General features: G+C 66.9%; 13 protein-coding genes. 7 read left to right on the forward strand and 6 right to left on the reverse strand.

Features of this window, described 5'->3' with window-relative positions:
• Window positions 1-72: 72 nt before the first annotated feature.
• Entirely contained in the window at window positions 73-888 is an 816-nt protein-coding gene (locus ASE89_RS07600) for a transglutaminase-like domain-containing protein (RefSeq protein ID WP_056675679.1), read from the reverse strand.
• Between the two features lie 13 nt (window positions 889-901).
• Window positions 902-1828: a transglutaminase family protein gene (locus ASE89_RS07605; protein WP_056675681.1), complete on the reverse strand. Its 927-nt coding sequence runs from the start codon at window positions 1826-1828 to the stop codon at window positions 902-904.
• 16 nt (window positions 1829-1844) lie between these two features.
• On the opposite strand from ASE89_RS07605, the gene ASE89_RS07610 reads away from it, so the two are divergent.
• From ASE89_RS07610 to ASE89_RS07640, 7 genes are all read left to right on the forward strand, one after another.
• Entirely contained in the window at window positions 1845-2642 is a 798-nt protein-coding gene (locus tag ASE89_RS07610; protein ID WP_056675682.1) for an N-formylglutamate amidohydrolase, read from the forward strand.
• Window positions 2643-2766: 124 nt separating this feature from the next.
• Complete coding sequence (locus ASE89_RS07615; protein ID WP_056675684.1) at window positions 2767-5682, forward strand: PAS domain-containing protein; 2916 nt, start codon at window positions 2767-2769, stop codon at window positions 5680-5682.
• 121 nt (window positions 5683-5803) lie between these two features.
• Entirely contained in the window at window positions 5804-6772 is a 969-nt protein-coding gene (locus ASE89_RS07620) for a cytochrome c oxidase subunit II (RefSeq protein ID WP_056676394.1), read from the forward strand.
• On the forward strand, window positions 6769-9315 hold the full coding sequence (ctaD, locus tag ASE89_RS07625; protein ID WP_056675685.1) for a cytochrome c oxidase subunit I: 2547 nt from the start codon (window positions 6769-6771) through the stop codon (window positions 9313-9315). The genes ASE89_RS07620 and ctaD overlap by 4 nt, the downstream gene beginning before the upstream one ends.
• Complete coding sequence (locus tag ASE89_RS07630) at window positions 9312-9713, forward strand: hypothetical protein (protein ID WP_056675686.1); 402 nt, start codon at window positions 9312-9314, stop codon at window positions 9711-9713. Before ctaD ends, ASE89_RS07630 begins: the two co-directional genes overlap by 4 nt.
• The gene (locus ASE89_RS07635; protein WP_056675688.1) at window positions 9710-10330 is read left to right on the forward strand and encodes a cytochrome c oxidase assembly protein; all 621 of its coding nucleotides are present in this window, start codon (window positions 9710-9712) and stop codon (window positions 10328-10330) included. The genes ASE89_RS07630 and ASE89_RS07635 overlap by 4 nt, the downstream gene beginning before the upstream one ends.
• Window positions 10327-11370: a c-type cytochrome gene (locus ASE89_RS07640; protein WP_056675689.1), complete on the forward strand. Its 1044-nt coding sequence runs from the start codon at window positions 10327-10329 to the stop codon at window positions 11368-11370. The genes ASE89_RS07635 and ASE89_RS07640 overlap by 4 nt, the downstream gene beginning before the upstream one ends.
• 34 nt (window positions 11371-11404) lie before the next feature.
• On the opposite strand, the gene treY is transcribed toward ASE89_RS07640, so the two are convergent.
• From treY to glgX, 4 genes are read right to left on the reverse strand one after another with little or no spacing between them, the layout of a single operon-like run.
• On the reverse strand, window positions 11405-13822 hold the full coding sequence (gene treY, locus ASE89_RS07645) for a malto-oligosyltrehalose synthase (RefSeq protein ID WP_056675691.1): 2418 nt from the start codon (window positions 13820-13822) through the stop codon (window positions 11405-11407).
• A complete protein-coding gene (malQ, locus tag ASE89_RS07650) occupies window positions 13819-15801 on the reverse strand; it encodes a 4-alpha-glucanotransferase (protein WP_056676397.1) in 1983 nt (660 codons plus the stop codon). The genes treY and malQ overlap by 4 nt, the downstream gene beginning before the upstream one ends.
• A complete protein-coding gene (gene treZ, locus ASE89_RS07655) occupies window positions 15798-17507 on the reverse strand; it encodes a malto-oligosyltrehalose trehalohydrolase (RefSeq protein WP_056675692.1) in 1710 nt (569 codons plus the stop codon). Before treZ ends, malQ begins: the two co-directional genes overlap by 4 nt.
• Window positions 17504-19606 (reverse strand): glycogen debranching protein GlgX, encoded by a 2103-nt coding sequence (gene glgX / locus ASE89_RS07660; protein WP_156363359.1) that lies wholly within the window; start codon window positions 19604-19606, stop codon window positions 17504-17506. Before glgX ends, treZ begins: the two co-directional genes overlap by 4 nt.
• Window positions 19607-19779: the final 173 nt, after the last annotated feature.

The raw sequence follows: 19779 nt of genomic DNA on the forward strand, positions 1-19779 counted from the left end.
TTGTTTAATGGTGTCGCGGCGTTCGCACGAACGCCGGCGGGGTGACAAGCGTAAACCGACGCTGCGGCGGGCTCAAGCCGCCGCGTCGACGCTGTCGGTATGGACGTCGAAGCCCACGAGCCGCGCTGGCCCGAACGTCGTTGTGAGCGCGGCATCGGTCGCATCGCGGCCGCGCGCCATCAGGATCCGGCCGATCCGCGGCTGGTTGTGTCGCGCGTCGAACGTATGCCAACGCCCGCCGAGATAGACGTCGAACCACGCCGAAAAATCCATCGGCGCATCGACCGGGGGAATGCCGATATCGCCGAGATAGCCGGTGCAATAGCGCGCCGGAATGTTCATGCAGCGGCACAGCGTGATCGCGAGATGCGCGAAATCGCGGCACACGCCCTGCTGTTCCTGATGCGCATCCCAGGCGGTCTTGGTCGCCCGCGCATGATGATAGCCGAACTCGATATGGTCGTGCGTGAACTGCACGATCGCCTGAACGCGTGCCCATCCTGAGGGCACATGCCCGAACAGCGACCAGGCGGTCTCGGACAGCCGGTCCGTCTCGCAATAGCGGCTGCCGAGGAGGAAGACGAGGATCTCGTCCGGCAGATCCTCGACGGCATGCTGAACGGCATCGGGATTGACCGGGTCGGGCTGCCCGTCATCCTCGATCGTGAAGTCGCACGACAGCGTTAGGCCGCCGGCGGGGACGGTCATGCGCGTGCAGACATTCCCGAACGCGTCGAGATAATCGTAGATCGGGACGTCGGGGCTCGCGACGATCCGGTGCGGGGTGACCAGATCGCGGTTGCGCGACGGGTGAAGGCTCAGCATCGCCATCAGCGGCGTCGGAACATCGGCCTCAAAGCGAATATCATAGCCGGCGCGGATCAGCATGCGGTCGTCTTTCTCATGCCCGGACCGGCTGCGGCGCGAGCGGGGTTGTGGCTGTAGGGGCGGCGCTCGGCTCGTCGACCGCGATGTCGACCGAAACGGTCATGTCGAGGAAACTGCCGGGGAACCCCGCCCAGCTTCCCGAGATCGGCACGGCCTGATAGATGTCGCGGGCGATCGCGACGCGGATCAGCCCGCGACTGCCGATGATGCCGTTGGTCGGATCGAACTCGACCCAACCCGATCCCGGCAGATAGATGCGGACCCAGGCATGTGTATTGCCGCCCCCGGTCCGCTGCTCGCGGCTTGAGGGGTTGTAGACATAGCCCGACACGAACCGCGCCGCGAAGCCGAGCGCGCGCGCCGCCTCGATCATCAGCATCGCGTAATCGCGGCAGGTACCCTTGCGCCGGGCAAGCGTCTCGATCGGCGACTGCGTCCCCTTTTCGGGGCGCGGCACATAGGTGAAGTCGCGCCGGATCGCCGCGGTCATGTCGGACAGCATCGCCAGCGTATCCGTCCGCCCCGAGGGATCGAGGAACCGCCGCGCCCAGCGATCGATCTCGCGGTGCGGATCGTGATGCTGGCGCTCGATCGACCGCAACAGGTCGGGCATGTCCTCGGACGAATAGGTGAACGGATAGGAACGTGCGTATTGCTCGATATCGACCGTCGCGAGTTCGGCGGGGCTGTGATCAAGCCGCACCCGGCTGTCGAACACGAGTTCGCGCGCACGGCGATCGAAGGTCGCGATCGCCACCGAATTGCCGAACACGTCGTGCAGCCAGCGCACCTCTGACGGTTCGGGGGTTATGGTCAGCTCGGCCGAAATCAGCTGCTGGTCATGGCTTTCGCGCGGACGAACCATGATACGGTGCTCGCCAAATGCTACCGGTTGCCGGTAAGTGTATCTCGTCACGTGAGAAAGTGTGAGAAATGGCATTCAGGATCCGTATCGCATGACCAGTCGGACCGAGGGACCGCTGATCGCGGCAGGAGACAGACCTCCGACCGTCATCGTCAACCCGAAAGGCGCATCATCGTTCCTCCTGATCGGCGATCATGCTGGAAATTCAGTGCCTGTGTCGCTCGGGTCGCTCGGTCTCGACGATGCCGAACTGGAACGGCACATCGGCTGGGACATCGGCGTCGGCGAGGTCGGACGGTTGCTGGCGAACCGGCTCGACGCGGTCTTCATCCATCAGACCTATTCGCGGCTGGTCGTCGACTGCAACCGGAGCGAGACGCAACCCGATGCGATCGCCGAGACCAGCGACGGCACGCCGATCCCCGGCAATCGCGACCTGAGCGAGGCGGATCGAGCCGCGCGATATGCGGTGATCCATGCGCCCTATCATGCGGCGATCGCGGCCGAGATCGCACGTCGGGATGCCGCCGGACAACCGACCATCCTGGTTGCGCTGCACAGCTTCACCCCGGCGATGCGCGGCGCGGACGGGGCGGGATTGCGGCCCTGGCATATCGGAATCCTGCACGATGGCGGCGACACGCGCTTTGCCCTCGCGATGCTCGAGGTCCTGGCGGGCGAGCCCGACCTCGTGGTGGGTGACAACGAGCCCTATCGGATGGACCTGATCGATTATACGATCCCGCGGCACGCCTATCCGGCACGGCGCCTCTATGCGGAGATCGAGATCCGCCAGGACCTGATCGGCGCGCACGATGGCTGTGCCGCTTGGTCCGAACGGGTCGCGTCCGCTCTGACATCCGCCAGCGCGCGCGTTCGTTCCGCATGACACCAAACTTCCCGGGGATCGACCACCGCCTGTCTCGCGTTTGACGACCCGGGTCCCGTGACGCCGGCTGCATGGCTGGTCGTATGCCGGACCCGAGTTGGTGTTCCTGCGAGTAGAAAATTCGATGCCCTCGAGTCCGAACAATGTCCCCGGGAACGACCGTCAGCGCGTATCGGGACGTCCCGGCGAAGGCGACTATCACGAAGTGTTCGCCGCGATCGATATCGGCTTCGGACTGGTCGAGCTGATCTTTGAAGGCGATCGCGTGGTCGATTGTCGGTTCCTGGAAACGAACGCGCAATTTCTCCGGCAGACGGGCTTGCGCGACCCGGTCGGACAGACCTGGCACGCGCTGCAGCCCGCACTGGATGGCGACTGGATCGAGACGTTCGGCGAGATCGCACGGACCGGCCACGCGACCCGGTTCGAGACACGCGCGGCGCAGCGCGACCGGTGCTATGATGCGCAGGTCGCGCGGATCGGCGAGCCGGGCTCGGCCAGAATCGCCGTGCTGCTGAGTGACGTGACCGAGCGGCGCAGAACCGAGACGCTCGCCCGCGAAGCCGAAGAACGGCTGCAGCTGGCGCTTTCAGCCGGCGGCGGGATCGGTACCTGGGATTGGGACATCGCCCGGGATCGCGTCACCGCCGATGCACGTTTCGCCTTGCTGTACGGGGTGGATCCGGCAGCGGCGGCGGCGGGCGCGCCGATCACGACGTTCTTTCAAGGCATTCATCCGAACGACCGCGCGTGCACCGAGCAGGCCATCGAGGCGGCGGTCCAATCGGGCGGACCGTTCGAAGCCGAATATCGCCTGCTCGAACGCGACGGGACGATTCGCTGGGTGATCGCGCAAGGCCGCTGCGAGCGCGCGGCCGACGGGACTGCGCTACGTTTTCCCGGGATCAGCTTTGAAATCACCGCCCGCAAGCTCGCCGACGTGCGGCAAACCGCGTTGCTGGCGCTCGGCGATGCGATTCGCGATCTGACCGACCCTGCGGCAATCGCCTATGCAGCGGCCGAAATCCTCGGCCACGCCCTGCAGGTCAGTCGGGTCGGCTACGGTGTGATCGACACCCTTGCGGAAACGATCACCGTCGAGCGGGACTGGAATGCGCCGGGGACTTGCACCCTGGCGGGCATGCTGCAGTTCCGCGATTATGGGTCCTATATCGAGGATCTGAAGGCAGGGCGCACGGTCGTGATCGCCGATGTCGAGCGCGACCCGCGCACCGCCGCGGGTGCTGCCGGCCTTAAGGCGATCAGCGCATGGTCGTTCGTCAACATGCCGTTGCTCGAACAGGATGCGTTCGTCGCGCTGCTCTATGCCAATCACGATCAGCCGCGAGTCTGGGCGGACGAGGAACTCCAGCTTATGCGCGAGGTCGCGGACCGGGTGCGTGCGGCGACCGAGCGGCTGCGTGCGGAAGCAGCACTCCGCGAGAGTGAAGAGCAGTTCCGCGTCTTCGCGCAAGCGGTGCCTAGCCTGATCTGGGCGGCGCGTCCCGATGGCGAGATCTACTGGGTCAATCAGCAGGTCTATGATTATGCCGGTATCTCGCCCGGCGCTCTAACCGGATCCGGCACCTGGCTGTCACTGGTTCACGCCGACGATCGCGAGGCCACGGCGACGACGTGGCAGGCCGCACGCGATACGGGCACTACCTATGCCGCCGAGTTCCGGTTGCGTAGTGCTGATGGCGGCTACCGATGGTTTCTTGCTCGCGCGGAGCCGGTACGGACCATCGGCGGCCAGATCACGCGCTGGGTCGGCACGAATACGGACATCGACGATGGCCGCCGGCATGCCGCCGAACTGCTCGCCTGGACCGAAACGCTCGAGGATCAGGTCGCCGCGCGCACCCGCGAGTTGATGGATGTCGAGGCCGCGCTGCGCCAGAGCCAGAAGATGGAAGCCGTGGGCCAGCTGACCGGCGGGCTGGCACACGACTTCAACAATCTGCTGACGGGGATCATGGGCAGCCTCGAATTGCTCGGCATCCGCATCGCACAGGGACGGCTGGGCGATGTCGAGCGTTACTCGCTCGCTGCCCAGGGTGCCGCCAAACGTGCCGCGGCGCTGACCCACCGCCTGCTGGCCTTTTCGCGGCGGCAGACGCTCGACCCCCGGCCGACCGACGTCAACCGGCTGATCGGCGGGCTGGAGGAGCTCGTGCGCCGGACGGTCGGGCCCGACGTCGCTGTGGAGGTGGTCGCCTCCGCCGGGCTGTGGTCGACGCTCGTCGATCCCAACCAGCTTGAAAACGCGATCCTCAACCTGTGCATCAACGCGCGCGATGCGATGCCAACGGGCGGGCGGCTGACGATCGAGACGGCCAATCGCTGGATCGATGCGCGGATGGGCCGCGACCGCGATCTCGAACCCGGACAATATGTCTCGCTCTGCGTGTCCGACAACGGCACCGGCATGCCGCCCGAGGTCGTCGCCAAGGCCTTTGATCCGTTCTTCACGACCAAGCCCTTGGGTCTGGGCACCGGGCTCGGCCTGTCGATGATCTACGGCTTTGCGCGCCAGTCGGGCGGACAGGTCCGGATCTATTCGGAGGTCGGGGAAGGCAGCAATATCTGCATCTATCTGCCGCGGCATTTCGGTCCATCGGACGAGGACGAACCGCAGCCCGACTTTGCCGAGGCCCCGCGCGCGGTCCGTGGCGAGACGGTGCTGATCGTCGACGACGAGCCCACCGTCCGCATGCTGGTCGTCGAAGTGCTCGAGGAACTGGGCTATGCCGCGATCGAGGCCGCGGACGGGCCTGCCGGCCTGAAGATCCTCCAGTCCGACACGCGCATCGACTTGCTGGTCACGGATGTCGGATTGCCGGGCGGGATGAACGGGCGGCAGATGGCGGATGCCGCGCGCGTGGGCCGTCCGGACCTCAAGATCCTCTTCATCACCGGCTATGCCGAGAATGCGGTGGTCGGCAATGGCCATCTCGATCCGGGCATGCACGTGATGACGAAACCCTTCGCGATCGACGCGCTGGCCGGTCGTATCCGCGATCTCATCCGCCAGCCCTAGTCCACATGCCAGCCACCCCTGCCCGGGTTGTGCCAGTCCATGACGGAAAGTTCATTTAAGGGGTTTAACGCCGTTTCGGCCACAGCTAGAGGATCTGTTCAAAGGGGAAGCTAAGGCGATGATGCGGAAGGCAAGTTTACTTTCCGTCTGGGCGTTCCTGCCGGCGCTTGGCGCCTGCAACCGGCACCAGTCGACGCTGGCTCCGTTCGGCGAACAGGCCGATCAGGTGCTGTCGATCACCATCGTGCTGGTCGTCGGCGCGGTCGTCCTGGCGCTTGGCCTTGCGCTGCTGATGCGGCACGCGATCCGCGCGCCCGAGGGGCGGTTGACCCACAAGGGCGGGATGAAGATGGTCCTGTGGCTTGGCGGGATCGGCCCGTCGATCCTGTTGCTCGCGCTGCTGCTCTACGCGTTGCCCGCGATGCGCCCCCGACCGGTCGCCGATGCCGACCTGCGGATCGGCGTCGATGGCGAGCAGTTCTGGTGGCGCGTACGTTACGCCCCGCCCGGCGGCGCCGTCGTCGAGGCAGCGAACGAACTCCGCCTCCCCGTCGGCCGCACCGTCGAGCTGTCGCTGCGCAGCCCCGACGTCATCCACAGCTTTTGGGTGCCGGGGCTTGCGGGCAAGATGGACATGATCCCCGGCCGCACCAATCGCCTCGTCGTTCGTGCAACCAAGGCGGGAACATATCGCGGCGTCTGCGCCGAATTCTGCGGGCTGGGGCATGCGCTGATGGCATTCGACGTCGTCGCGATGGAGCCCGCTGCATTCGAACGCTGGCTGGCCGCGCAGGCGCAACCCGCTACGGTCACCGCATCGCCCGGTGCGAGGCTGTTCGCCAGCTATGGCTGCAGCGGCTGCCACAGCGTTCGCGGGGTGGGCCCGGCGGCAAAGATCGGCCCCGACCTGACGCATTTCGGATCACGTCCGACCCTGGCCGCAGGGATCCTGCCGATGACCCACGGCAATATCGCGCGGTTCGTGCGTGAGCCCGGCAAGACCAAGCCCGGCGTCCGCATGCCCGCCTTCCCGCAGATGTCGGCCGCCGAAGCCGACCAGATCGCCAGCTATCTTCAGGGGCTGAAATGACGACCGACAGTCCAGCCTATGTCGCCCCCGACCAGAATGATCCCGCGGTCCGCAAGGGCCAGGAGGATCGCCTGCGCGAGGTGTGGAAGCCGCCCTCGGGCTGGTTCTTCCGCTGGACCGACGTCAACAACAACCGGATCGGCGTCTGGTACACGCTGACCGCGTTCGGCTTCATGCTGTTCGCGGGCGTGCTCGCGCTGATCATGCGCACGCAGCTGGCGGTGCCGAACAACGATCTCGTGACCGCGAACACGTTCAACCAGCTGTTCACGCTGCACGGCTCGATGATGATGTTCCTGTTCGCCGTGCCGATGTTCGAGGCGGTCTCGATCATCCTGCTGCCACAGCTGCTCGGCGCACGCGATCTGCCTTTCCCGCGACTTTCGGGCTTTGGCTATTGGAGCTTCCTGATCGGCGGCGTGTTCGTCTCCGGATCGATCTTCTTCGACGCCGCCCCCGATGGCGGCTGGTTCATGTATCCGCCGCTGACAACGCGGACCGATCTCAGCGGGCTCGGCGCGGACATCTGGATGCTGGGCCTCAGCTTCATCGAGGTGTCGTCGGTCGCAGCAGCCGTCGAGCTGATCGTCGGCGTGCTCAAATGCCGCCCGCCGGGCATGCGCCTCAACCTCATGCCGCTCTACGCCTGGTACATCTTGGTCGTCGCGGTGATGATCCTGTTCGCCTTCCCGCCGCTAATCGCAGGCGACGTGCTGTTCGAGATGGAGCGACTGCTCAACTGGCCGTTCTTCAACGTGGAAAAGGGCGGCGACCCGCTGCTGTGGCAGCACCTGTTCTGGATCTTCGGCCACCCCGAAGTCTATATCGTCTTCCTGCCGTCGATCGCGCTGTTCGCGATGCTGATCCCGACCTTCGCGCAGCGGCATCTGCTGGGCTATCCGTGGATCGTGCTGGCGGCGGTCGGCACCGCGTTCCTGAGCTTCGGGTTGTGGGTCCACCACATGTTCACGACCGGGCTGCCAAAGATCAGCCTCGCCTTCTTCGCGGCAGCGTCCGAGGCGGTTGCGATCCCGACCGGTGTCCAGATCTTCGTGTTCATCGCGACCCTCTGGGCGGGCAACGTCAAGAAGTCGACGCCCTTGCTCTATGCATCGGGCAGCCTCGCGGTGTTCGTGATCGGCGGTCTGACCGGCGTGATGGTCGCGGTCGCGCCTTTCGACTGGCAGGCGCACGACACCTATTTCATCGTCGCGCATCTCCATTACGTGCTGATCGGCGGGACGCTGCTGCCGCTGTTCGCCGGGCTCTATTATTACTGGCCGCTGGTTACCGGCAAGAAGCTCAGCGACAAGCTCGGGCGGACCGCGTTCTGGATCATGTTCGTCGGCATGAACCTGACCTTCTTCCCGATGCACCTGTCGGGCCTGCTCGGCATGCCGCGCCGCGTGTTCACCTACCCCGAGGAACTCGGCATCGGCGGGCTCAACCTCGCCTCGACCGCCGGCTCCTATATGTTCGCACTCGGCGTGCTGATCGTGTGTATCGACCTCGCGCTGTCGCCGCGTCGCCCGAAGGCGCCGCGCAATCCGTGGAATGCGGGCACGCTCGAATGGCTGGCGCTGCCCGATGACGAGGACTGGGGCATCCGCTCGGTCCCGCTGATCGAGAGCCGCTATCCGATCTGGGACCAGAAGAACTTCGTCCAGAAGGTCGACGAGGGCCGCTTCTTCCTGCCCGACGCGGAGGAGATGCGGCGCGAGTCGATCATCACCACCGTGCTCGATGCGCGGCCGTTGCAGGTCATCCGCCTCGGCACGCCCAGCGTGAAGCCGATGATGACCGCGGTCGCGCTGGCAGGCGTCTTCATCCTGACGACCTATCACCTCTATCTGCTGTCCGCGCTCAGCGGCGTCGCGACGCTCGCCTGCGTGCTGTGGTGGCTGTGGACCGGCACCGCCGAGATCCCCGAAAAGCCGACCAAGCATATCGGTCACGGGATCGAGGTACCGCTCTACACCTCGGGGCCATCGGCGCCGGGCTGGTGGGCGATGTTCATCACGATGATGGCGGATGCGACCGCATTTTCGGGCCTCGTCTTCGGCTATTTCTTCTTCTGGACGATCCATAGCAATTTCCCACCCACGGGCGCGGGGCTGGACGGACCGGGCGTGTTCTGGCCGATGGTCGCGCTGGCACTGACTTTGACCGGCTGGGCGGCGACGGTCGGCGCCCGCGAGGTGCACCATCGTGGCAACGTCGCCGCGGGCCGCCTGCTGCTGGTCCTCGGCATCGTCGCAACGCTGTCGAGCCTGTTCGCCGGGCTCGCCGGGCCGTGGTATTCGGGGATGGACCCTGAACTGCATGTCTATCCGGCGATCGTCTGGACGCTCGCGATCTGGACAGCGGTGCATGCCGCGATCGGCGTGATCATGCAGGCCTATACGCTCGCGCGCAGCCTCGCGGGCAAGATGACGCCGGTCTATGACGCCGACCTGCGCAACATCACCGTCTACCACTATTTCCTCGCACTGACGGGCATCGTGACGTTCTGCACGATCGGCCTGTTCCCGGGGGTCGCATGACAACGCCGAAAGCCAACCGGAAACACTGGGCGCGCGACCTGAAGGTCACGCTGTGGACGCTGATCGTTCCGCCAACGATCTGGGCCGTGCATTTCCTGTTCTGCTATCTGTGGGTTGCGGTGACGTGCGCCAAGTCGCCCACTCCGACGACAGCGCTAACGGGCTTTCCCGTGGCGACCCTGATCGCGACGATCGTCGCGCTGCTTGGCATCCTCGCCGCGGGCTATATTGCCCGCGTCCAGTCACAGACGCCCGGCGACGCCCCGCCGCATGACGAAGGGACCGCGATCGACCGGCTGCGTTTCCTTGCGCTGTCGACCCGGCTGCTCGCAGGCCTGAGCTTCGTCGCTGTGATCTTCACCGCCCTGCCCGTGATCGTCTTCGGCGATTGCCGATGAGGCGCGCGAGCCTCGCGCTGGGCGTCGCGCTGGTGCCGATCGGCTGGGCGTTCGCCGCCGCGCCGCTCGGCATGGTCGGCCACATGACCGGTCACATGATCGCGGTCGCAGTCGCTGCGCCGTTCCTCGCCTATGGAATCGCGGGCAGCCGGTTTGATCCCGCCGAGCGCTGGCCGACAATCGTCACCCCGCTTGCCATGTCGCTGGTCGAACTGGTGGTCGTGTGGCTCTGGCACCTTCCTGCGCTCCGGCTGCGCGTCGACATGCAGCCGGTTGCGCTGCTGCTCGAACAGGCGAGCTTCCTCGCCGCCGGTCTGCTGTTGTGGAGTGCGGTGCTCGGCACGCGCACCGGCGGCGCGACCGACCGGCGCGTATCGGGCGTCGCCGCGATGCTGCTGACGTCGATGCACATGACCCTCCTCGGCGCGCTCGTCGGCCTCGCCCCGCGGCCGCTTTACGCGATGATGGCGATGCACCCGGCCGCGCACGGCCTCGACGCGCTCGAGGATCAGCAGCTCGGCGGCGTCGTCATGCTGATGGTCGGCGCGGCAAGCTATTTCCTCGGCGGGCTCGCGATGCTCGGCGGGGTATTGAAGACACGGAGCGCGACGGCATGACGATCCGCATTACCTGGGCGCGCGCGATCGCCGCGATCGTTGCGCTGGCGCTTGCCGGGCTGTTGTTCGCCTGGTCGGGCGTGTTCAACATCGCCGCCTCGTCGGGTCATTGGAAGATCACCGACTGGTTCCTTCACTGGACGATGCGCAATTCAGTGCGCACGCACGCCGCCTTTACCGCGCCCGACGATCCCAAGGCGAATGAAGGCCTCGTCAGCGCGGCGGGCCTGTTCAGGGCAAGCTGCGCCTCGTGCCACGGCGCGCCCGGCGTGCGTCCGTTGCCGGTGATGCAGGCGGCGACGCCCCCTGCCCCCGACCTCGCGGTCAACGCGCGCGAATGGACTGACAAGCAGATCTTCTGGATCCTCAAGCACGGCGTCAAATATACCGGCATGCCCGGCTGGGCGGCCAAGGATCGCGACGATGAGGTCCGCCGCATGGTCGCGTTCGTCCGCCTGTTGCCGGAGATGTCGCCTGCGACCTATCGCGCCCTGACCGAAGTCCCCGGCAGCGGTACCGCCGGTCCTGACACAGCACGTATCGCCGTCTGCGCCGGCTGTCATGGCACGGACGGCCGCGGCCGTGGCCAGCCCGATATGCCCGTGCTCGGGGGGCAGAGCCCCGTCTATCTGCGTGCTGCGCTCCAGGCCTATGCGACTGGCAGGCGCCAGAGCGCGGTCATGGCCAACGCCGCCGCGACACTGACGCCCGGAGAGATGACGCGGCTCGCGCGGCATTTCGCCGCCATGCCGGGTCTTGGCACGACCACAGCCTCGGGCAATGCGAATGCTGCGCGGATCGTCCGCGAGGGCCTCCCGGCCAAGCAGCTTCCCGCCTGTGCCAGCTGCCATGCACCGGGCAAGCCCTATCCGGTGCTTGCCGGGCAGAGCGCCACCTACATCGCACAGCGTCTGCGCAACTGGCGGGGAGACGAGACGGTGGTCGACGCGCGCAATTCGCAGGCGACGATGCCGGTGATCGCGCGCCGCATCCCCGAGGACATGATCGACCCGATCGCGGCGTATCTCGCCGGCAAATAAGCTGCGTCCCGCCGTACGCGGGACGCAGCCCGGGTCAATCGCTCGCCGCGACGAAGACCGGTCCGTCCACGAAAAGGTCGGCTGCGCGCTCGCCGGTCGCGAGCCGCGTTTCACCCCACCATGCCGCAGGAACCGCCGCATCCGACGGATCGAGCAGTTCCGCCGCGCAGCGTAGCGCGACCGCGACCCGCAACGTCTGCCCATTCGCGCGGCGCTCGAAGGCGAGGACATGCGCGGCACGCAGTCCGGTCACGTCGAGAGGGGCGTAGTCGCCTTGGGCGAAGATCTCGGGTGCGTTCGCCCGGGTCGCGAGCAGGCGGGCGATCAGCGCGAGCTTTGCAGGTGCATCGTGCTCGAGCAGACGCGCGCGGCAGGCATAATCCACCGGCCGGCGGTTATCCGGATCGACCAGGCTGAGATCCGCCAGTTCGGTGCCCTGATACAGATCGGGGACCCCCGGCACGGTGTAGCGCAGCGCCGTCTGAACGAGCGCATTCGCCTGCGCCGCCGCCGCGGTCGCCTCAATCAGATCGTGCAGCCCGCGCAGGAACGCCGCGGAACGGCCCGGATCGAGCAACGCACGGGCGAGCGCGTGACACCGCTCCTCATAGGCCTCGTCGGGCGCCTCCCAGGACGACCGCAGCTTGGCCTCGCGCAGCGACTTTTCCTGCCACCCGACGATGCGCTCGGCAAAAGCGGCAAGCCCTGGGCGGTCATCAATCTGGAGCCCCTCAGGCCACGCCCCGAAGAGCGTCTGCAGCAACATATAGGCGTCGCCTGGATCGACCGCGTCATCGATAGCAGCCGCCGCGGCGACCCAGCCCGTCACGGTCTCACGCCAGCGGCCCGGGATCTCGCTTAATACGGCAAGCCGGGCACGCACGTCCTCGCCACGCTTGTGATCATGCGTCGCCGAGGCCAGCATCGCACGCGGCCAACAGGCGGCGCGCTCCGCCATCGCGGCATGAAACGCCTCGATGGGCAACGTGAAGGCCGCGGGGTCGAACCCGACGTCGTTGCGCGAGAGCAACCGGCCATAGCGGTAGAAGGCGGTGTCCTCGACCGCCTTGGCCACGATCGGTGCCGAGAGTTGCTGGAACCGCCTCACCGCGGCCGCGGCGAGGTCCGGGTCGCCCGGCCCTTCGCCGGCGAGCCAGTCGAGGATCAGGTCGACGACCGGTCCTTCGCCGGGTGCCAGATGCGTCGCGACCCGCTCGCGCACGATCGCCCGGATCGCGGCATCGGCGGCGGGTGCCGCGCTGCCGGTGCCATAGGCGCGATAGACCGGAAAGACCCAGAGCATGCGCTCGACCGCCCGCCGGATCATCCCCGCGGTTACCCCGTCGCCTTGCGGCGTCGACCGTGCCAGCGTGACGAACGCCGCGACGCATCGGCCAAGCTGCCCCTCGAACTGCCAGGACAGCATGTCCTGACGCGCGCGCAGATCCTCGGGCTCGAACGCGGCCGACCGGTCGCTGATATCCGCCCAGAGCTCGGCGAGCGGTGCGGCGCCGTCCTCGTCATGCAACAGCGCGGTGACCTGCGCCATGAAGTCATAGCCACTTGTGCCATCGATCCCCCAATCGGTGGCGAGCGGTTCGCCCTCTGCGAGGATCTTCTCGACGACGATATAGGCCCGATCCGCGCCAGCGGGCGTGATCGCGTCGAAGTGCGCGCGCAGCGTTCGGCAATAGCCGGCGGGGTCGGTCAGTCCGTCGACATGATCGACCCGGACACCGTCGATCAATCCCTCGGCATAGAGGTCGAGATACAGGCGGTGGCTCGCCTCGAAGACCGCGGGATCTTCCGCGCGCAGTCCGGCGAGATCGTTGATCGTGAAGAATCGCCGCCAGTTGAGATCGTCGTTCGCGGTGCGCCACGATGCCAGCCGGTAATGCTGCCGATCGAGCAACGCGGCCAGGTCGTCGCTCGTGGCGGTCGCGTGATCCTCGTGACGCAGCGGCAGACGGTGCTCGCCATAGGCGACGAGCATCGGCACATCATCGACCAGTTCGATGCTGAGCGCGCCCTGCGCGATCGCCACCGACACCGGATCGCCCAGGATCGGGAGCAGGACGGGTTCGCGCCAGTCGATATCGAAGAAAGACGCATAATGGCTCGACGCGCCGTTCGCGAGGACGTCGTTCCACCAGCCATTTTCGCCGCCCGCCACGCCCATGTGATTGGGGACGATGTCGACGATCATGCCCATGCCGTGCGCCTTCAACCGGTCGACGAGCCGGCGAAACCCCGCCTCGCCACCCAGTTCGGGATTGATCCGGGTTGGATCGACGACGTCATAGCCGTGCGTCGATCCGGACCGTGCCGTCGCGATCGGCGATGCGTAGAGATGGCTGATCCCGAGCGCGGCAAGATAAGGTACCTGCGCCTCGGCGTCCGCGAAGGTGAAGTCCTTGTGGAACTGCATCCGGTAGGTCGCACGTGGCGTCATGATGCGCGCGCCGTTTCGATCAGGGCGATGCGTGCGGCGATCTCGGGGCGCGCGAGCAGCGCGTCGGTGGTGTCTGGCATGCGTCTCCGCCAATTGGGGTGTTCATTGGTCGTGCCGGGAAGATTGGGCTGCTCGACGAGACCGACGAGGTCCTCGAGCGGGAAGATCGCCAGCCCGCATGGCGTCCGTGCGACATGCGCCAGCGCGGCGTCGACGACCGGTGCGGTGTTGCTCGGCTCGGGCTGTGGCCCCGGCGCACCGAGCGCGGTCCACAAACGGGACCGATCTTCGGCGCGGGCGGCATGATCGGCCGCCTCGTCCGCGGCCTCGCTGGTCCGGCCAAGGGCCCAGTTCCAGGCGATATCACGCCCCTGCCACCAGCCCGCGATCGTCGCTAGGTCATGCGTCCCGCTCATCGCGACAGCATCGACTGACCAGGATTCGGGGGGAATGAAATCGCCGTCGCCGTCGCGCTCGAACCAGAGCACGCGCATCCCCAGCATCGCCCGTGCGTCCATCGCCTCGCGAAACCCGTCGGGCACGGTCCCCAGATCCTCGCCGACGACGATCGCGCGCGCGCGGTGCGATTCGATCGCGATGATCCGCATCATGTCGGCAAACGGCATGTCGAGATATGCCCCGTCCGCCGCCGACGCGCCGTCGGGCACGACCCATAGCCGCCGAAGGCCAAAGGCGTGATCGATGCGAAGCCCGCCGGCATGCGCCAGACCCGCACGGATCGTCGCGATGAACGGCGCGAAGCCGTTTGCCGCGAGCGCGCGCGGATCGAATCCGGTGATGCCCCAGGCCTGCCCGTCGGGGCCGAGCGGGTCGGGTGGCGCACCGATCAACAGGCCGTTCAGCAAATCACCCCGCCGCCGCCACGCATGGCTGCCGCCCGGATCCATGCCGACCGCGAGATCCGCGACCAGACCGACCGCCATGCCGCCATCAACTGCCGTGCGCTGCGCCCGTTCGAGCCCGGCATCCGCCAGCCACTGAAGGAACACGTAGAAGTCGCACATATCGCGCTGTTCGGTCATGAACGCGGCGACCGCGGCGCCATCGGGATGCTGATAGGCGGCAGGCCAGTCCTGCCATCCCCGGGCGCCCGACTGCGCAAGAAAATGTGCGTGAAGCGCATCGAACGCGGCGTGGAAACGCAGGTCACTGGCGCCCCTTGCGCCGAACGCCTCGACCTCGGCCCGTACGGTGTCCGGCAACGTGTCGAACCGTCGACGCAGCGCGACAAGGCGATCCGGGATCGCGCCCGCCCAGTCGATCAATGCGGGTGGCACCCCTGCGTCCGCCAAAACGGCGCCCGCCATCATGGACGGATCGGCGAGCATGACGTTCAGGAACTGGCGGCTCGACGGGGCATAGGGGCTGAAGCGGGTCGCATCCGCCGGGAACAGCGCATGTGTCGGGCTGATCGCCACCGCATCGGCACCGCGCGTCGCGAACGCGCGCACCGTGTCCGCAAGCGTGCCGAAATCGCCGAACTCGGTGCCCCGGCCGTCGCGCAGGGCGGGGATCTGCACCGCCGGGCCCCAGAGACGGCCTCCTGCCTCTACGTCGGCGATCGTGACGCAGCGCGGTGGCGCGATCGCGAGCCGGATGTCCCGGCCGCCGATCGTGAGCAGGTGGTATCCCGGCTCCGTGACGCCCGACAGCTGCCCGTCGACGATCGTCACGGCGCGCGACGACCCGTCCTCCAACGTCAGGACCGCGGGACCATCGCCCGACCCGACCGACACCGTCGCACCGATATCCGCCGAGACGAACGACGGAGGTTCGGCAAGCGCCGCGTGCGCAGTGGCTAGGCTCGCGCGTATCGCCGCGTCGCTGTTGGCTGGAAGCCCGAGCGCGTTCAGGATCGCTTGCAACGCCTCGTCGGCCACGGTCTGTGCACGCCCGCCGGCATCCTGCCACCGGGGCTGCAAACCAGCGGCGGCGGCGAGGTCGTGGAGCAGACTCATGCCGCCAGCCACACGGCGACGCTGGGGCGCTGCCCCGCATCGCCCTGCGCGAACAGCATCTCGCCGGAGGCCTGCGGAAACGCGACGGGATCCTCACCGAGATTGAGCGCGATCGTGAGCACCGCGCCGTCGCCCAGCGCCCAGCGCGCGACGACCGCCGCCGGCCCGATCGCCTCGGCGCCCATCGCGCGTGTGCCGGACAGGCGCGGTATGATCGCGCTCTGCCGGACCGCGATCAGCGTACGGTAAAGATCGCGCCAGGCATCGGCGTCGGGACCGGGTGCAGCAACCGACGCCTCGAAGGTCGCGCGGGCATTCGGATCGGGTATCGCCGCGCGAGCGGATTCGTCGGCGAACGCGGCAAACTTCGCGAATTCCCGGCGCCGCCCATCGCGAACCGCATCGGCAAGTTCGTCATGAAAGTCAGTGAAGAACAGGAACGGCGTCTCGCTCCCCGTCTCGTCCCCCATGAACAGCAGCGGAATCTGCGGACAGAGCAGCAGCAATGCGGTCGCCGCACGGAGCCGGGCGTGATCGGTGAGTAACGTCAGCCGCTCGCCAAGCGCCCGGTTGCCGATCTGGTCGTGGTTCTGCAGAAACGACACGAACGCGGTCGGCGAGAGGTGCGCACTCGGCGTGCCGCGCGTCCGGCCGTCATGGTTGGCCGACCCCTCCCCTTGATAGATGAACCCTTCGCCCAGGCACCGCGCGAGACGCTCCGCCGGCCGGTCGGCAAAGTCGGCGTAATAGGCGCTGGTTTCGCCCGTCAGTAGCACGTGAAGGACATTGTGGAAGTCGTCGTTCCATTGTGCGTCATAGCCGCCCGGCCGCAGCCGATCGGCGTCGTTGCGCTCGTTCTCGAGGACGAGGTGGACCGGCCGGTCGGTCACCGTCGCGCGGATCTCCGCCGCCATTGCATCGAGAAACCGGTCATTGTCGATCGCGTGGACGGCGTCAAACCGGAGACCGTCGATCCTGTAGTCGGTGAGCCACATCAGGGCGTTGTCGATGTAGTAGCGCGCAACGGGCTCGACATCGACCGCCACCGCCCCGCCCCAAGGCGTGTCCACGTCCTTGTGAAAGAACGATCCGGCATAGGCGCCGAGATAATTTCCGTCGGGTCCGAAGTGATTATAGACGACATCGAGCAGCACCGAGACTCCCAGCGCGTGTGCGGCATCGACCATCGCCCGCAGATCGTCGGGCGTGCCGTAGCTCTCGGCGACCGCATAGGGCAGGACGCCGTCATAGCCCCAATTGCGCGTACCGCCAAAGGCCGCGACCGGCATCAACTCGATCGCGGTCACGCCGAGCGCGGCGATCTCGGGCAGGCGTGCGGTGATCCCGGCGAAACCGTCCATGGTGCCGGCATGGACCTCCATGATCACCAACTCCTCCCAGCGCCGCCCGCGCCAGTCGGTCGATTGCCATGGATACGCAACGGGATCGACGGTGACGCTCCAGCCATGCACACCGCCCGATTGCTGGCGCGAGGCCGGATCGGGAACGACCAGATCCTCGCCGATCCGGAAGCGATAGCGCACCCCTGCCCCGACACCGGCGGTCGCGGTGAACCATCCGTCGGCCTGCCCGTCCATCGACGTCGGCGCAGCCCCGTCGATCTCCAGCGTCACCCGGTCGGCATCGGGCGCCCAAAGCCGGAACGTCGTGCCGCCGCTCGTCGGCGTCGCGCCCCACGCGCTCATGCCGGATCCATCGTCCAGGACAGCAGCGCCGCCCCCTGCGGTGCGAGGTCATAGCTGTCGGTGATCGGCATTGGCGGCTGATCGGGCTTGGCGCTGTCGATCAGGACCATACGCTCAACCTCGGAGGGCGGTGGCATGGTGAAGGTCAGCGGCCCTTCCGACGCGTTCAGCAGCAGTGACACGACCTGGATCCTGCCATCCTCGCACAGCGCCGCACGACGCATCGTCAGCGCACGGCCATTGGTGTTCTCCCAGTCCTCGGACGACAGCTGGACGCCGCGCTCGTCCCACCATTCGATGTCTTTCAGACCCTCCGCGGGAGTGTCCTCGCCGTACAGGAAGTTACCGGCGCGAAGCATCGGATAGTCGCGGCGGAGCGCGGCCAGCCGCGCGGTGAAGTCGATCAGCGCTTCGCCCTCGGGGGTCTTCGCCTGCGTCCAGTCGAGCCAGCTGATCTCGTTATCCTGGCAATAGGCGTTGTTGTTGCCCCCCTGCGTCCGCCCGAACTCGTCGCCCGCGACCAGCATCGGCGTGCCGAGCGAGGCGAACAGCGTCGTCAGCATCGACCGCGCGACCCGCTTGCGCGTCTCCGCGATCGCTGGATCGTCTGTCGGCCCCTCGACACCCCAGTTGCGCGAGCAGTTGTTCGAATGGCCGTCGCGATTGTCCTCGCCATTCGCCTCGTTGTGGCGCTCCTCATAGGCGGTCGTGTCGGCGAGCGTGTAGCCGTCATGCGCGCCGAGCAGATTGACGCTGGCCCAGGGGCGCCGCGCACGGCGATCGAACAGATCCGCCGACCCGGTCAGGCGCGCCGCCAGGTCCGCGCGCTGCGCATGGTCACCCCGCCAGAACTTGCGGACGGTGTCGCGGTACTTGTCGTTCCATTCGGCAAAGCCCGGGGGGAAATTGCCGAGCTGATAGCCGCCCGGACCGATGTCCCAGGGCTCGGTGATCAGCTTGAGCCGGCCCAGTACCGGATCCTGCCGCAGCACGTCGAAGAACCCGGCGCCCGGATCGAAGCCGGTGTCCGTCCGCCCCAGCGTCAGCCCGAGGTCAAAGCGAAACCCGTCGATCCCGAAGCTGGTCGCCCAGTAGCGCAGTGAATCCGCCACCATCTGGATCACCCGCGCCTTGGTCAGGTTCAGCGTGTTCCCGGTCCCCGTGTCGTTGATCGAGAAGCGCGGCTGATCCTTGACCAGCCGGTAATAGCTCGCATTGTCGAGCCCGCGCCACGACAGCGTCGGCCCCTGCTCGGACCCCTCGCACGTGTGATTGTAGACGACATCGAGGATCACCTCGATCCCCGCCGCATGAAGACGGCGGATCGACCGGCGCAGCTCGTTGTGGCTGTCGGTCGCAAAGAAGGACCGTTCGGGCGTGAAGAAGTTGAGGGTATTGTACCCCCAGTAATTCCGCAGCCCCTTTTCCTGAAGGAACCGGTCCTGAGTATAGCTGTGGATCGGAAGCAGCTCTAGCGCGGTCACGCCGAGCCGCTTGAGATGATCGATGACCTTGGGATTGCCGAGCGCGGCGAAGGTCCCGCGTTCGGAGGGCTGTACCTCGTCGAACAACTTGGTCAGGCCCTTGACGTGCGCCTCGTAGATCACCGTCTCGGACCAGGGCGTGTTGGGGCGGACGTCGCGCGACCAGTCGAAATGGCTGTCGGTCACGACCCCCTTGGGCATGGTCAGCGCATTGTCGCGCCGATCGAAGCTCAGATCCTCGCGCGCTGACTTGACCTGATAGCCGTACATCGCGTCGGTCCAGCGCAGCTCGCCCGTCATCGCCTTGGCATAGGGATCGAGCAGCAGCTTGTTCGGATTGAACCGGTGGCCCTCTTCGGGTGCGTACCGGCCATAGGCGCGATAGCCATAGGACAGCCCCGGCTGCGCATCGGGGAGATAGCCGTGCCACACCTCGTCGGTCCATTCGGGCAGAACGTAGCGCTTGAGTTCACGGCGGCCGCTGTCGTCATAGACGCACAGCTCGATCTTCTCGGCATTGGCCGAATAGACCGCGAAATTGACCCCGAGCCCGTCGAACGTGGCGCCGAGCGGATAGGCCGAACCGGCCTCGAGCGTATCAGGCAGAAGATGCAAAGCGAGCCCCCAGATTGACGCCAACCTCCACCATTCTAGCAGCGCGGCGGCGTGTCAGGGCGAAAACCCGCCTGCTCTCGGCAATGTTCCCGGTTCGGTTTCTTTTCCCTGTCGACGAGAAATTACCGGCGGTCTCGTGCAAAGCGGGTGACGTCGATCGGCGTCAGCCGGTG

Source organism: Sphingomonas sp. Leaf30, assembly GCF_001422525.1.
GTDB lineage: Bacteria > Pseudomonadota > Alphaproteobacteria > Sphingomonadales > Sphingomonadaceae > Sphingomonas > Sphingomonas aerolata.